This window comes from Enterococcus sp. AZ141 (genome assembly GCF_051714385.1).
Classification (GTDB): Bacteria; Bacillota; Bacilli; order Lactobacillales; family Enterococcaceae; genus Enterococcus_D; species Enterococcus_D entomosocium.
Genome location: NZ_JBIORT010000001.1, coordinates 2,730,931 through 2,746,891, shown reverse-complemented (window position 1 = coordinate 2,746,891; position 15,961 = coordinate 2,730,931). Strand labels below are relative to the sequence as shown.

11 protein-coding genes are annotated in these 15,961 nt (G+C 42.6%); 1 reads left to right on the top strand and 10 read right to left on the bottom strand.

The genetic code is table 11. The features are described 5' to 3' along the window. The 6 genes from clpX to IGI89_RS12625 all read right to left on the bottom strand — a co-directional run bounded on the left by clpX (position 1) and on the right by IGI89_RS12625 (position 6,046). On the bottom strand, positions 1 to 1,245 hold the full coding sequence (gene clpX, locus IGI89_RS12650) for an ATP-dependent Clp protease ATP-binding subunit ClpX (RefSeq protein ID WP_005235713.1): 1,245 nt from the start codon (positions 1,243 to 1,245) through the stop codon (positions 1 to 3). Between the two features lie 225 nt (positions 1,246 to 1,470). Then, a complete protein-coding gene (tig, locus tag IGI89_RS12645) occupies positions 1,471 to 2,754 on the bottom strand; it encodes a trigger factor (protein ID WP_005235710.1) in 1,284 nt (427 codons plus the stop codon). 119 nt (positions 2,755 to 2,873) lie between these two features. Then, positions 2,874 to 3,821, bottom strand: a complete 948-nt coding sequence (locus tag IGI89_RS12640) for a hypothetical protein (protein WP_086316178.1) — start codon at positions 3,819 to 3,821, stop codon at positions 2,874 to 2,876. A 37-nt stretch (positions 3,822 to 3,858) separates the two neighbouring features. Then, positions 3,859 to 4,689 (bottom strand): RDD family protein, encoded by an 831-nt coding sequence (locus IGI89_RS12635; protein WP_194188489.1) that lies wholly within the window; start codon positions 4,687 to 4,689, stop codon positions 3,859 to 3,861. Between the two features lie 2 nt (positions 4,690 to 4,691). Then, positions 4,692 to 5,723: a signal peptide peptidase SppA gene (sppA, locus tag IGI89_RS12630; RefSeq protein WP_005235703.1), complete on the bottom strand. Its 1,032-nt coding sequence runs from the start codon at positions 5,721 to 5,723 to the stop codon at positions 4,692 to 4,694. A 32-nt stretch (positions 5,724 to 5,755) separates the two neighbouring features. Next, positions 5,756 to 6,046, bottom strand: a complete 291-nt coding sequence (locus tag IGI89_RS12625) for a hypothetical protein (RefSeq protein WP_005235701.1) — start codon at positions 6,044 to 6,046, stop codon at positions 5,756 to 5,758. Positions 6,047 to 6,491: 445 nt separating this feature from the next. On the opposite strand from IGI89_RS12625, the gene glmS reads away from it, so the two are divergent. Next, positions 6,492 to 8,303, top strand: a complete 1,812-nt coding sequence (gene glmS / locus IGI89_RS12620; protein WP_430600984.1) for a glutamine--fructose-6-phosphate transaminase (isomerizing) — start codon at positions 6,492 to 6,494, stop codon at positions 8,301 to 8,303. Positions 8,304 to 8,592: 289 nt separating this feature from the next. Here the strand turns inward: glmS and glmM are convergent, their stop codons facing one another. The 4 genes from glmM to nifJ form a co-directional block, all read right to left on the bottom strand. Beyond that, positions 8,593 to 9,948, bottom strand: coding sequence for a phosphoglucosamine mutase (glmM, locus tag IGI89_RS12615; RefSeq protein ID WP_008382200.1), 1,356 nt, complete (start codon positions 9,946 to 9,948; stop codon positions 8,593 to 8,595). Between the two features lie 39 nt (positions 9,949 to 9,987). After that, a complete protein-coding gene (locus IGI89_RS12610) occupies positions 9,988 to 11,079 on the bottom strand; it encodes a CdaR family protein (RefSeq protein ID WP_315041964.1) in 1,092 nt (363 codons plus the stop codon). Continuing rightward, positions 11,076 to 11,957, bottom strand: a complete 882-nt coding sequence (gene cdaA, locus IGI89_RS12605) for a diadenylate cyclase CdaA (RefSeq protein ID WP_005235688.1) — start codon at positions 11,955 to 11,957, stop codon at positions 11,076 to 11,078. The genes IGI89_RS12610 and cdaA overlap by 4 nt, the downstream gene beginning before the upstream one ends. A 270-nt stretch (positions 11,958 to 12,227) precedes the next feature. Then, complete coding sequence (gene nifJ, locus IGI89_RS12600) at positions 12,228 to 15,911, bottom strand: pyruvate:ferredoxin (flavodoxin) oxidoreductase (protein WP_430600985.1); 3,684 nt, start codon at positions 15,909 to 15,911, stop codon at positions 12,228 to 12,230. Positions 15,912 to 15,961 lie beyond the last annotated feature (50 nt).

Genomic DNA, 15,961 nt, shown 5'->3' with positions numbered 1-15,961 from the left:
TTAGACTGCTTTTTTTGTCTCTTCATTGTAAATGATTTTTGGTTCGCCAAGTCCTTTCGCAGCTTCTTCCGTAATAGTGACTTTTTGAATCGACTCATCAGAAGGAACATTGAACATGACTTCCATCATGATATTTTCGATGATCGAACGTAATCCACGAGCACCGGTGTTTCGCTCAATTGCTTGCGCAGCAATCGCACGTAAAGCCTCTGGCTCAAATTCGAGTTCTGTGTCATCTAATGCCATCAATTTTTGATATTGTTTGACAAGGGCATTTTTTGGTTCAGTCAAAATATGCACTAAATCATCTACCGTCAATTTCTCTAAAGCAGCCATCACTGGCAAACGGCCGATAAATTCAGGGATCAAACCGAATTTAAGCAAGTCTTCAGGAATGATCTGTTGCATCACGCTCTCGCCTTCTTCAAGACGTTTGTTGTTTGTACCAAACCCAATGGTTTTTTCACCTAAGCGGTTTTTAACAATTGTTTCGATCCCGTCAAACGCCCCACCAACGATAAAGAGAATATTGGTCGTATCGATTTGGATCATCTCTTGATGCGGATGTTTCCGTCCCCCTTGAGGCGGCACACTAGCAGTGGTTCCTTCTAGGATTTTCAGCAAAGCTTGCTGAACACCTTCACCGGAGACATCACGAGTAATCGATACATTTTCACTCTTACGGGCGATTTTATCGATCTCATCAATATAGATAATCCCTTTTTCAGCCATTTCTACATTATAATCAGCAGCTTGTAAAAGCTTCAAAAGAATATTTTCCACATCTTCACCGACATAGCCGGCTTCTGTTAAACTGGTTGCATCAGCGATTGCAAAAGGCACATTCAGTGAACGTGCTAGCGTTTGTGCCAAAAATGTTTTACCTGAACCTGTTGGTCCGATCAAGCAAATATTGCTTTTCTGTAACTCCACATCTTCAGCTGTCGTTTCTACATTGACGCGTTTGTAGTGATTATAAACCGCTACAGCCAATGTTCGTTTGGCACGATCTTGTCCAATCACATATTCATTGAGGACATTCAATAGTTCTTGCGGTTTCGGCACTTCGGTAAACTCCCGAACTGCTTCTTCGTAAAACTCTTCATCAATGATTTCTTTGCACAAATCAATGCACTCATTACAGATATAGACCCCAGGCCCTGCAACGATCTTTTTCACCTCTTCTTGCGTTTTTCCGCAAAAAGAACAACGAACAGCTTCATTACCGTTTGTATTATCGTACATACTGTTCACCCCTTGAAAATTTTCCAACCTATTTAAAGGAGTGGAATTTGGTTTACTAACTTTGCAGTCTTAAACAATCATATCATAACTTTTTTGAAAGAAAAAGTCATTTTTACTTTGCCTAACGTTTTCTTATCATTTGTTAGTAATTCCGAAATATCCCCTATTTACTCCCATGAAAAAACGGCCAACACCACTAGATGTTCGCCGTTTTTAGAGTTTTGCCTACGCTTCTTTTGCAGTACCTGTTACAAGTTCAACTGCTTTTTTCATTGTAATATCATGTTTCAACATGTCTTCTGTTAAGACGCGTTTGATTTGATCTACTGGCATATTGTAAGCTTCAGAAAGTTCTTTGATTTCTTTTTCGATATCTTCTTCTGTTGCTTCCAAACCTTCTTCTTTAGCGATTGCTTCAATGACAAGGTTTGTTTTCACGCGTGTTTCTGCTTCGCCTTCAAATTGTGTGTGAAGATCTGCTTCAGTTGAACCAGTTAATTGATAATACATTTCTGGTGAGATTCCTTGACGTTGCATATTGTTCAAGAACTCATCCATTGAACGGTGTACTTCATCATGTACCATTGAATGTGGTAATTCAACGATTTCTGCGTTTTCAACTGCTTGACGGATCGCAGCTTCATCTTTTGCATCTTCTGCTGCTTTTTCTTTTGTTTCAGTCAATTCAGCACGATATTTTTCTTTTAATTCAGCTAATGATTCAACGCTGTCATCAACGTCTTTTGCGAATTCATCATCTAATTCAGGAAGTTCTTTTGCTTTTACTTCGTGAACCGTTACTTTGAAGACTGCTTCTTTACCAGCTAAATCTTCTGCTTGATAATCTTCTGGGAAAGTCACGGTAACGTCTTTGCTATCGCCAGCTTTTGTTCCTACTAATTGTTCTTCAAAACCAGGGATGAATGAGTTTGAGCCAAGTTCAAGTGAGTAGTTTTCACCTTTGCCGCCTTCAAATGTTTCTTCTCCTAAGAAGCCTTCAAAGTCGATAACGACTGTGTCGCCATTTTCAGCTGCTTCGTCTTCTTTGATAACTAATTCAGCTTGTGCTTCTTGTTCGCGTTTGATGCGTGCATCAACGTCTTCTTCTGTTACTTCACGGTCTTGTTTTTCAACAGTTAAATCTTTGTAATCACCAAGTTTTACTTCAGGTTTTACAGTAACTTCTGCTTTGATTACCCAGTCTTGACCTTTTTCCATGCTGTCAACGTCGATTTTTGGTTGCGAAACAGGATCGATCCCTGCTTCTTTTACAGCAGCTTCATAAGCTTCTGGAAGAACAGCGTTCAATGCATCTTCATACAACGCTTCTTCGCCGTACATACGGTTAAATACTTGGCGTGAAACTTTCCCTTTACGGAAGCCAGGTACGTTAAGATTGCCTTTCACTTTATTGAATGCAGTCGTCAAGCCTTTTTGGATTTCCGCTTGAGCGATCGTAAATGTCAAAACACCATCATTGGTGCCTGTTTTTTCCCATTTTGCAGTCATTTATTTCCCTCCGAATATTAATTGATTTACATATGAAATAGCTTCATGCATACCTTTAAATAGTACACTAACGTTGTTTAATTGTAAACATTTTACCATGAAAGTTGCGAATTTTTCTTTCAGCGAATGCTCAAACGTAGGATATTACGCAAGTGTCGTTTGCGTTCTTCTATTTCATTGTCTGCTTTTGGCTGTTCTTTTTCTTCAAATAACCCGCGATAATCTTCAATGTAGCTTGCCACCCATGCGCTTGCCTCTTCTTTTGCCGGTAAAAACGGGTAACTTATCGCTAAATGATCATCGATTTCTGCTGAGACACTTTCCGCTAAAATCGGGTCCTCTTGGGCGATCGTTTCTTCGATCGCTTTATGGATCGCTTTAACAGCGTCATCCTCCTGTAAAAGTTTCAATTCTTTCGGAACGATTTGCTGCATATTCCCAAGGTAATCGATTAGGTCAAAAGGTTCGTCCACTTCAAGACGCACGAGCTCATCCACTAATTTAGGTAGCAAATACGGATTTTTGATGGAAGCCAACGTGTCATGCATCAGCGAGATAAATTGTGATTTGGTAATTGCTTGGGTAAAAACGTGCCACTCTGTTGCACTCACCGGTTGATTGGCTTCATCTAATGCGCGTAAATGCTTGCGTTTCCCATGAAAATCTTCCAATCCTAAAATTTGTTGTACTTCTTCTACTTTAGCTAGTTCACTAGCCAACTGTTCCTGATAGCGTTTTGGAATTTTTGTTTTCTGACCTAATGTAAGCCAGCGCCGAGTTTTTAAGTATTGACCATCCAAGATCAGCAGATGACCAATTTGTAAAAAACCATCAGTTTGTTTCAAATAATCATCTAGATAGTCTTCCGCAAGATCTAACGCTTTGGCAAAATCATTCAGCTGTTGCAAGCATTCCACGAGCCATTGATTGATCTCAAAACTGGCGTTTTTTTGATAAAGTTCATTGTACAAACGAAAAGCCTGCAAAAACTCTTTTGACTGGTAGGCTTTTTCTGCCGCCAGACGAAGCCGCTCATTTGGTCCCGGGAAATCAATCGTCTCACCCATTCACGACCCCTCCTTTACTAATTGCTTGATCTGCTAGTTAGTTTTGTGCACCAATCATTACGTGATTGGCATCCACCTGTTTATTAAAGGCCTTGATCAAATTGATGGTTACCACACTTGTTTCTGCAAAATAATCCGCAGCCTGCTGCTTATTTTTATTAAAGACGATTGGTAAATAACCGAGATAAAAGAAAACATTGAATTGCAGCACATAGCGCCCGCAAAGTTCGCGGATCAAGACCGTTTGCCAACTGAGTTCTTCTTCTACAAAAGAAATAACGCGGATGCCAAAGAGCATTTTCCCAATTGTTTGGCCATGATTCAGCTTCGTCATCAGAACAAAATAGCCCAGATAGATCGCTAAGGCACAGACGTTGTAAAGTCCAAACCGCTGGTTAGTTGCCGTTAGATTCGCTAGATTATAGATACTGCCGATCGCTATTTGCGTGATTGCCCGGATCACTAGAAGATCCACTAAAAAAGCAAACAGACGTATCCAAAAACCGGCAAAAAAGTAGCTAGGAAAGTCATTAAAGAACCGTTTGTCTTCGGTCTGTTTTTCAGGTTCTTCAAAATGCTGCCACGCTTTTTGTCTTTCTTCGATTTCACTTTGGTTATACTCTTCTTCTTGAAAAGACGTCAAGACTTGTTGATAAAAATCATCGGGATGGTTTACTTGTGCGTTCTTCATCGCTTTGCTGGCGTTTACTGGTTCGGCTGTTTCTGAAACCTGCGCTTCAGTTCGTACATCCGTATGACCGGTTGACGGTGTGGAGGTTTCGCGCTGTTCCCTTTGATCGATTGATGTACTTGTGTGATTGTCATCCGTTGACGATGCGGCAGCGGAATACTTGTTTTTCTCTGTCATAGTTATTCACCTCCATAGTAATAAAGAGGTTTAGGGGCATCGCTTGTTCCTAGGCTTTCCATCAATTGGATCACTCGTTCTGTATTTGATTCTTTTAGTCCTTGCAGTTCGGCTAAACTTGAACCTAACCAAGTAGAAGCAAATCCAGTAGATGAAACGTCATAGCTGAAAATCTCTGCATCTTCCAAGCCTAGATCTGCTTGCATTGCTGCTAATGTATCTTCAGGAAAACCGATTTCATCCACTAAGCCAACAGACACTGCTTGCTGACCATCATAGATGCGGCCATCAGCGATCTTTCTAACGGCTTCTTCTGTCATGCCGCGTCCTTCAGCCACAATTTTAACGAACCGACCATAAGCATTGTCGACATAGGTCTGCAAGACTTCTTTATCGGCTTCTGTTGGCTCTCTCGTTGCTGAACCTACATCTTTTAGTGCACCACTTTTATACGTATTGTCTTCGATCCCTAGCTTTTCGAATAAGCCGGCATAGTTGAGCCCCGACATGATCACTCCGATCGAACCGGTAATCGTTTCATCCGTTGCGAAAATTTTATCAGCACCTGCCGAAATATAATAACCGCCACTGGCTGCCATGTTTTTCATACTGACATACATCGGAATCCCTAACTCTTTGATTTTTGCTAATTCACGAGCAATCTCGGCACTTTCATAGACGCCGCCTCCTGGGGTATTGACTTCCATCAAGATGCCCCCAATAGTTGGATCTTCTTGGATCATCCGTAGTTCTTCTAAAAATCGCTGATGATCATAAGATTCTGTTGTGAATAAGCCACCACTGGAGCTGCTGGCGATCGTTCCTTCTAAAGATAAGCGAACAATGCGATTGTCTTGATCTCCGGCAACTAACGTTGTCTCTTCGATCGCATTACTTCCGTAGAACAAAGCATTTAAACCTTGCAGCGTTTGAGTTTCCTCTTGCTCTGGACGATTTGTGATTACTGAAAAAACCCCCGAGCAGATAAATAACCCTGCTGCGATCGCCGCTGCGATCCATCTTCTTTTATTCATTTTCCCACCTAACTTTTCACCTTTCCCATAATTTAGTATAGATTTTTGATGACGATCACTGCTTCTTCGTCTCCAACCGCATCAAATTTCTCGCTTTTTTCAGCTAAGACGTAGCCGCCAAAAAATTCCTTTGTTAGTTCATCCTGGACTTTGAATGTTTGCGCGGTTTCCACGGTGACTGATCCGGGTAAAATTTCTTGCAAGCTGTCCCAGCCCGTATCCAACATGACCTTTGTTTCATCTGTGACATTAGGATCTTTTTCTATCGCAGCTACTATTTTCTTTAGCTCTGAAAAAGTCATACAATTTACAAATTCTGGCATTTCATTCCCTCACTTTCTTACTTTTTTATTGTAGCGAACTTAAAAAAAAAAGCATAGCTTTATGAGGAAATTTCTTGGGAATCTTATTCGACAAAGCTATGTCAGCTATTTTGATTCCCTTTAGACTGGTTCAAATCAACCTTACCAATAACTATACCAATTATTTTCATATAACTTACAGTTGACAGAAACAGGAATAAATATTATGATATTGCTTGTATTTCTATAAAATATTTCACAAGGAGGATAGATAGACCAATATGGATAGCGCCTGATCTGGAAACAGATGACGAGGAAAGAGTTTATCGAAACATTCGGCGGATGACTCTAGGGACTGCACTCTACAGGCAAGAACAAATCTCATCGTAAGATGATGACAAAGACTTGCTGCGCAGATAGAAATACATAATGCCAAACTAAATTTTTTGAAAGTAGGATTATCATTATGTGTGGAATTGTAGGAATCGTAGGAAAATCAAATGCAGAACGAATTATTTTAAACGGATTGGAACGCTTAGAGTATCGGGGCTATGACTCAGCAGGCCTTTATGTCGCTGATCGGACTTCGGATCATTTAGTGAAAGCCCAAGGAAGAATCAAAAACTTGGAAGAAAAAGTGACTTCTGAAGTAACAGGAACGATCGGTATCGGACATACCCGTTGGGCGACCCATGGCAAGCCATCAGAAATGAATGCTCATCCTCACACTTCGGCAAACCAAGCACTCGTTTTGGTTCATAATGGTGTGATCGAAAACTTTGAAGAGCTTCATCAAGAATATTTAAGCAACCACCAGTTTGAAGGTCAAACAGATACCGAAATCGTTGTTCATTTGATTGAAGTGTTGAAAGAGCAAGACAACAGCACGACCAAAGCGGCCTTTAAAAAAGCTTTGTCCTTGATTCGCGGCTCTTATGCCTTTGCTTTAGTAGAAAAAAAAGATCCAGAAACCATTTATGTTGCTAAAAATAAAAGTCCCTTATTGATCGGTTTGGGAGATGGATTTAATGTCATTTGCAGCGATGCCTTAGCAATGCTCGATCAAACGACTCATTTTGTTGAGATCGAAGATGGCGAAATGGCGACCGTAACAGCCGATGCGATCGAAATCGAAGATCCAAAAGGAAACCTTGTGTACCGTGAATCTTATGAAGCACAACTAGATCTGACTGACATCGAAAAAGGAACGTACCCTTACTACATGTTAAAAGAAATCGATGATCAACCAACCGTGATGCGCCGCTTGATCCAAGAATATCAAGGAGAATCCGGTGAAGTAGTAATCGATCCAGCGTTAAAAAACGAACTTTTAGCTAGCGATCGAATCTACATCATCGCATGTGGTACCAGTAATCATGCTGGTTGGGCAGCAAAATCCATTTTAGAAAAGCTAACACAGATCCCTGTTGAGGTTCACTTATCTAGTGAGTTTGGCTACAACATGCCATTGTTGTCAGCAAAACCCTTCTTCTTGTTCTTATCACAAAGTGGTGAAACGGCAGATAGCCGTCAAGTATTAGTGACGATCAACCAGTTAGGTCTTCCTAGTCTCACGATTACCAATGTTGCTGGTTCTACTCTTTCTCGAGAAGCGAACCATACCTTATTGCTTCATGCTGGTCCAGAAATCGCCGTTGCCTCTACAAAAGCATATACCGGACAGATCGCTGTCATGACCTTATTAGCAAAAGCCATTGGTGATGAAAAAGCTGTCCCTGAAGCATTGGATTTTGACGTGTTCCATGAACTAAGCATCGTTGCTTCTGCAATGGAGGCTTTAGTGGATGAAAAAGCTGTTATCAGTCAATTTGCTGAAGATTTTCTTTCCGAAACCCGTAATGCATTTTACATTGGTCGTGGGAATGATTACTATGTATCAATGGAAGCGGCATTGAAATTAAAAGAAATTTCTTATATCCAAGCGGAAGGCTTTGCGGCTGGTGAATTAAAACACGGCACCATCGCGTTGATCGAAGAAGGTACACCAGTGATCGGTGTGATCACGGAAGAAGTGACTGGCTCTCATACGCGAGGCAATTTGAAAGAAGTCGAATCTCGTGGGGCTCACACCCTTGTGATCGTTAGTCAAGAGTTAGCAAAAGCGACTGATCAAATCATTTTGCCAAATGTTCATCCATTGGTAACCAGCTTAGTGGCAGTCGTTCCAACACAGCTGCTGGCTTACTTTGCCACTTTACAACGCGGATTCGATGTTGATAAACCAAGAAACTTAGCAAAATCCGTTACCGTTGAATAGTTTTTAAAAAAACTGAAACCGAATTGGTTATCTTCTGTTTAATAAAAAGAACTCCTCGTTCGATGACTCGATCGTTCATAGGGGTTCTTTTTTCTTGTTTTCTGCCCAACAAATCCGAAAAGACTTTTAAAAGCAACTATACTTCGCAAGGCTTGCCCACGGCGTGTTCCCTTTTAAGCGTTGTCGACAAATTCGTTGACAAGTTTCTCTAGTTCGCAAGTTGGCTTCTTGCTGGTAAGTAGACAAAAAAGACGACCAAAGAATATTTTTGATCGTCTTACTTCTTCATTTATTCCGCACCGATTTCTTCTCGAACGACCGCTGCGATTTTTTCAACATAGTAATCGACTTTTTCAATGGTTGGTGCTTCTGCCATCACCCGAAGCAATGGTTCTGTTCCTGAAGGACGAACCAAGATACGGCCTTCGCCGTTCATTTCTGCTTCTGTCTCTTCCACGATTTTACGGATAGCTGGAACATCCATCGCACCATTTTTATCTGTCACTCGAATGTTGACAAGTTTTTGTGGATAGATCGTTACCTCTCCTGCTAATTCCGACAGTTTCTTGCCCGTTTGTTTCATGATATTCAATAGTTGAATTCCTGATAGTAAACCGTCACCTGTCGTATTGAAATCCAAGAAAATCATATGCCCTGATTGCTCGCCACCGAAATTATAATCGTTTTTACGCATTTCTTCTACGACATAACGGTCACCGACTTGTGTGATCACATCTTTCAGACCAATTGCTTCCACTGCTTTGTGGAACCCTAAATTGCTCATGACTGTTGTAACGATCGTTCCTTGGTTCAAGCGTTTTTGTTCTGCTAAATATTTTGCACAGATATACATGATCTTATCGCCATCAACGATATTTCCTAGTTCATCAACTGCGATGACCCGATCGCCATCTCCATCAAATGCAAGACCAGCATCGGCCCCTTTTTCAACGACGAATTCGGCTAATGTTTCGGGGTGAGTCGAACCAACACCATCATTGATGTTCAACCCATCTGGGGAAGTTCCCATTGTGAAGAATTCTGTTTCTAGATCGGCAAACAAACGATTAACGCTTGTAGCTGTTGCGCCATTTGCTGCATCGACACAAACCGTGATCCCTTCTAAATCGTCAGGAATCGTTTGACGTAGAAATTGAGAGTATTTCAATAACCCTTCTGGGAACTCATCCACCGTTCCTAAGCCATCGGCAGAAGGTCGAGGAAGTGTATCTTCCGGCGCATCAAGTAATGCTTCAATTTCAGCTTCTTGTTCATCGACTAATTTAAAGCCATCATTTCCGAAGAACTTGATCCCATTGTCTTGTGCAGGATTGTGAGAGGCAGAGATCATCACACCTGCGCTTGCTTTTTGTACTTTCGTCAAGTATGCCACTCCTGGTGTGGAAATAACGCCTAATTGAAATACCTCGATCCCAACGGATAACAAACCAGCAATCAATGCGCTTTCTAGCATTTGTCCAGAAATTCGTGTGTCTCGCCCAACCAATACGCGAGGACGACGGTCCCCGGTTTCATGTTGACTTAGTACATAGCCGCCGTAACGCCCCAATTTAAATGCTAACTCAGGCGTCAATTCCTTGTTAGCTTCTCCTCTAACACCATCAGTACCAAAATATTTTCCCATTTTAATAACCTCTCTTATTCATTCTCTACAGTCAAACGACTAAGAACTACTTGTCGTCGTGCTGCTTGCGGAATTCTCTGTTTGTTCGTTCGTCGTGTCGACTGTTGAAGAGTTGTCTTGAGAATTCTCACTATTCACTGCTTCATTGCTATCATTGTTTGATTGATTCTCCGTAGTAGCTTCTGCAACCGGTGTGATTTGGATCGTCACGACCGTTGGATTGATTGTTGTCCCCTCAGGCACTGGAATGGTTACTGTCCGTTCCGTCGTTGTCGTGATCTCACTAACGTCCACCGGCACACCGATCTGTTGGGTTTCATCCAAGATACTTTGTGGTCCTGTCAGAACGGCACTGATACTGCTCATGCGATAAATGTAATGGGAGATCCCGTCTGGAGTTGTCCCTTGTTGTGTAACAAACAATTCAATTTCTTTGCTTGGAGCCTCCATCGCCAATGCAACATCTACCGAATCAGGATCCGCGATGATCGCTAATGGATTGTTGTCGCTATCCCAGGCTTCGATGGTTCCATTGACAGTGATCGAATCCCCAGTGATATCATCTGGATTTACGATCGCTACCACTCGGTCGATTTCAGCTAATGTTTGATCGCCAGTTGTGATTTCTACTTCCTGCGGATCGACACTCATTGAATCGACGCCGTAACCACTGGTTGCTCCGTCAGTCGAAATGACGGGTTCAACGGTAAACGTTTGGGTCACTTTTTTCTCGATCGTCACAGTGACTGTTTTTGGTTCGATTTCAGCTGTGACGCTTGAACTAAGATTTTTTACTTCTAAAGGGACCTCATGGGTTCCTTCATCGAGCCCAGTCAAATCAGCTACGACTCGAAAGCTCCGTGTTTCCTCACTACGTTCTGCATTCAATTGTACACGATTTCGACTAGATAAAGTCACATCCACTGTTGTTTCAAATCCTTGGATGAAGTATTCATCCGTGTCGTAGGTGGTCTGAATCGGTACATTTTCGATCTCTTCCTCATAAGGATTTGATGTTCCCGCAAGATTGACTTGCAGGCTTGATCCGCTGGCGATGAAAAACAAAACCAGACTAAAGAACAGCGCTAGTATACCATAAAATACGTTTTGACGACGCTCTTTCTTGATCATTTTCTTCCTCCTTTGTTGACCCCTTCAAAGAAAGATTGCAGCAAGTTGCGTTTGCCAGGTTTTTCTTCCGGAACTAATTCGCGATTCAACACGTCGAGATACTCTTGGCGAGAAAGTTCAGTCAACATGCGATTATTTAGCGTAATACTAACGTCGCCGGTTTCTTCTGAGACGATAATGGTCAATGCGTCACTGACTTCTGATATCCCAACAGCTGCTCTATGACGTGTCCCGAATTCTTTCGGAATCAGTGGACTTTCTGACAATGGCAAGTAGGCACTAGCAACAGCGATCTTATCATCTCTTAAAATGACTGCACCATCATGCAGCGGTGTATTAGGAATAAAAATATTGATCAGTAGTTCGCCCGTCACATCCGCATCTAAGGGAATCCCAGTTTCGATGTATTCTTCTAAACCAGTCGTCCGCTCGATCGTGATCAATGCACCGATCTTTCGTTTTGCCATATATTGAACAGCTTTGTCCAATGCTTGGACCAAAACTTCATCCCGCCGTTTTTCGTTTTTAGAAGTCTTGAAGAAGGAGCTGCGTCCAAGATGCTCTAGCCCTCGTCGAATTTCTGGTTGGAAAATAACAATTGCGGCGATCACCCCATAAGTAATGACTTGATCCATCAACCAAGATAGCGTCTTTAATCCTACGATACCAGCCAAAAACCTTAGAACAATGAACAGTCCGACTCCTTTGAACAACTGGATCGCTTTTGTCCCTCGCACAAGCTGGATAAGCTTATAAACCAAGTACCAAACAACGATCACATCTAAAACATTTACTAAAAAAGACCAAGAAAATATATCAAATGAGAGCAATTCTCTCCAATAATCTAAATTAAAAAAATCCCTGAAATTTATCAACATAAACAGCCTTCCTTTATTCTTAAGACTTCAGATAATAGTATAACATAGGACCTCTTCAAAGATTTGAAAAAAAACAAATTTATGAAAAAGTTTTGAAAAAATAAACAGCTCTTTTATTTAGTTTACCATTATCATGAAATCATTGTTTGTCAAAGGTCTTAGAAGATTTCATCTAAAAGAGCTTCTTGCACGCATTTCATAGGAAAAACAACAAACGACCCTGAAAAAACGTGATAAAGCGTTTTTCCATGGTCGTTCCTCAGCTAGCGATTATTCTTGCTGACGACGTTTTGCGCGCGCTGCACGCTGTGCTGCTCTTTCAGCGAGCTGTTCTTCGCTTAACGGCTGTTTTTCTCTTCGCACACGCTCCGTTTTTACTGCCATTGGTTGTTCTGTATCAGTACTTACATTTTTTTCAAGCTTTGCTCGAATTTTTTCTTCTTGACCTGCTAAGCGGGCATAGTTATAGAAACGAGTTTTCGCATCTGAAACGGTTTTTTCAAACAAGGCTTGCGCCGCATTGGGATTGGCAGACTGCAAGGAAGCAAATCGGACTTGGGTCTGCATAAAGGCAGGCATTTGATCAAATGCTGGCTTTTTGAAATCGAGCGTCATTGGCTGTTTCCCATTTTCTGCCAACAGCGGGTTATAGCGGTAGAGACTCCAATACCCTGATGCAACTGCTTCTTGCGCTTCTTTCAAGGATTGACGCATTCCGCCAGCAAGACCGTGAGTGATACATGGCGTATAGGCAATGATGATTGACGGTCCCGGGAACCGCTCGGCTTCTTCAAAGGCTTTGATCGTTTGCATTTGATTAGCACCAGATGCGATTTGTGCGACGTAGACATGTCCGTAGGTCATCGCCATCATTCCTAAATCTTTTTTGGAAACAAACTTGCCACTAGCAGCGAATTTAGCAATAGCCGAAGTTGGTGTCGCTTTGGAGACTTGCCCCCCCGTATTGGAATAAACTTCATTATCTAACACAAGAATATTGACATCTGCACCAGAAGCGAGAACATGATCGATACCGCCAAACCCAATATCATATGCCCAGCCATCGCCACCTATCATCCATTGGCTTGGCTTAACAAACAAATCTTTTTCCTGCAGGATTTTGTTCAGCTGAGGTGTCGTGGAAGCCTCAGCTTCTAAGGCGGCGATCAATTTTGCTGCTCGCTGCTGTGTCCCAGCACTTTCTTCTCGATGAAGGTCCCAATCATCAATCAAAGCCTGCAATTCTTCTGATACAGCGGCTTTCAATGACTGCAACTGGGCTGCTAATTTCTCCCGTCGGGTTTGGTTGGCTAAGAACATGCCATAGCCATATTCGGCATTGTCTTCAAACAGCGAGTTTGACCAAGCTGGACCCTGTCCTAAGTGATTGGTTGTATAAGGGGATACTGGTGAGGTTCCACCCCAAATCGAAGAGCAGCCGGTCGCATTGGCGATCATCATGCGATCACCAAACATTTGGGTCAGAAGTTTGACATAAGGGGTTTCTCCACAGCCCGCACAAGCACCAGAGAACTCCAATAAGGGCTTATTGAATTGGGAGCCCAAAACAGTTCCTGGTTTTGCTGGATTTTCCTTTTGGCGTAAAGTCATCGCAAAAGCCCAATTTAAAGCTTGCTCTTTTTGTTCTTCGTAAGGACGCATCGTCAAGGCTTTCCCTTTGGCGGGACATGCCTCCACACAAAGGCCGCAACCTGTACAATCTTCAACGGAAACTTGAATTCGATATTTTTGGCCGTTCGCTCCTCGCATCTCTCTGACGATAAAGCCTTCCGGTGCTTCGGTTAATTCATCTTCATCTGCCAAAAACGGGCGGATCGCCGCATGAGGACAGACGAAGGCACACTCATTGCACATGGTACAGCGATCTGATAGCCACTCGGGCACTTCAACAGCGATGCCCCGCTTCTCAACCGCTGTTGTCCCGACAGGGATCACCCCTTCAGTCATTTGGTTCCTTACGAGGGTGCCGACGGATAGTTGATTGCCTTCTTGACGGTTGATGGGTTCCACAATTTCCCGCACAAATTGTGTCATAGCAGTGGATGTCCTTTCCGGCACTTCGATTGTTGCCCACTCGCTTGGAACAGGGATTTCTTGTAATAATTCGATGGTGCGATCAATGGCTGCTTGGTTCTTTTCAACGATCGCCATCGATTTGTGCCGATAACTTTTCAGCGCCTCTTCTTTTAAAATCGGCAAGATTTCCTCGGTCGGAATGATGTTTGCCAAGTAAAAGAAGGCTGTTTCCATCGCGGTATTGATCCGCCCACCTAAGCCAACTTCCATTGCCAACTGCATGGCGTTGATGGTATAAAAGCGGATCTCGTTTTCAGCAAGATAACGTTTCATCTTCTTCGGTAGATTATTTAAAATTTGCTCTTGTGACCAGGTCGTATTTAATAAAAAGGTTCCGCCTTTTTTGAGTCCTTTCAGCAAATCATACGTATGCAAATACGCAGGCGTATGACATGCAACGAAATCCGCGTGTTCGATCAGATAGGTAGAACGAATGGGGGTATCCCCAAATCGCAGATGGGAAACCGTTAGACCACCAGATTTTTTCGAATCATAGTGGAAATAGCCTTGCACATATTTTTCGGTATGGTCACCGATGATTTTGATTGCTGACTTATTCGCCCCAACGGTCCCATCAGAGCCGAATCCCCAGAATTTCGCTTGGAAGGTGGATGGATCAGTTAGATCTAGCGTGCCTTTTGATGGCAACGACAATTGTGTCACATCATCCGTGATCCCAATGGTGAAGCGTTTCTTTTGGCTCGCTTTCGGCTTAATCAATTCGTCATAAACGGCAACGATTTGATCAGGCGTCACATCTTTTGACCCAAGACCATAGCGTCCACCAATGATCGTCGGCCGAATCGCTGCATCATACATGGCACTTTGCACATCCAAAAGCAAAGACTCTCCGTTGGCACCAGGTTCTTTGCTGCGATCCAATACAGCGATACTTTTGACGGTAGCAGGCATTTTTTCTAAGAAGACTTCTAATGGGAATGGTCGATACAGATGGATCGACAAGACTCCCACCTTGCGTCCAGAAGCGCACAAATGATCCACCGTTTGCTGGATCGTTTGCGTTGAGGACCCCATCGAAACGATAACTTCTTCGGCGTCCGCAGCACCATAATAATCCACTAAATCATAGTTGGTTCCTCTTAAAGCATTGATTTTCTTCATGTAAAAACGAACGATCTCAGGCAATGTTTGATAGTGCTGATTGATCGTTTCCCGCTGTTGAAAATGGATATCAGGATTTTGATTCGTCCCACTCGTTGTTGGGTGATTCGGATTCATCGCTTTTTGACGAAAAGCAGCCAACTTTTCATGATTAACCAGTTGTGCGAGTTCTTCATAGTCCAGCACCTCGATTTTTTGAATCTCGTGACTGGTTCGGAAACCATCAAAAAAGTTTAAAAATGGAATGTTGGCTTCAATTGCTGCTAAATGAGCGACTGGCGCTAAATCCATTACTTCTTGAACACTGCTTTCCGCTAGCATAGCAAAGCCTGTTTGTCGAGTGGCCATTACGTCGGTATGATCTCCGAAAATATTCAAGGCATTGGTTGTTACTGCTCGGCTGGCGACATGAAAGACGCCTGGCAGCATTTCCCCAGCAATCTTGTACATATTTGGTACCATTAACAAAAGTCCCTGAGATGCCGTATAGGTCGTCGTTAAGGCGCCGGTTTTTAATGAGCCGTGAACCACACCCGCCGCCCCTGCTTCAGATTGCATTTCAACCACTTTCACCGGCTGCCCAAAAAGATTATGCTTTCCCTGAGCAGACCACTGATCCACTAATTCAGCCATGGTGGAACTAGGGGTTATCGGATAGATCGCCGCAAGTTCCGTAAAGGCATAGGAAATATAGGCAGCTGCCGTATTGCCATCCATTGTTTTTCTTTTTCTCATCTATATAACTTCCTTTAATCATCATTTTGCACAATAAAACACAATTCATT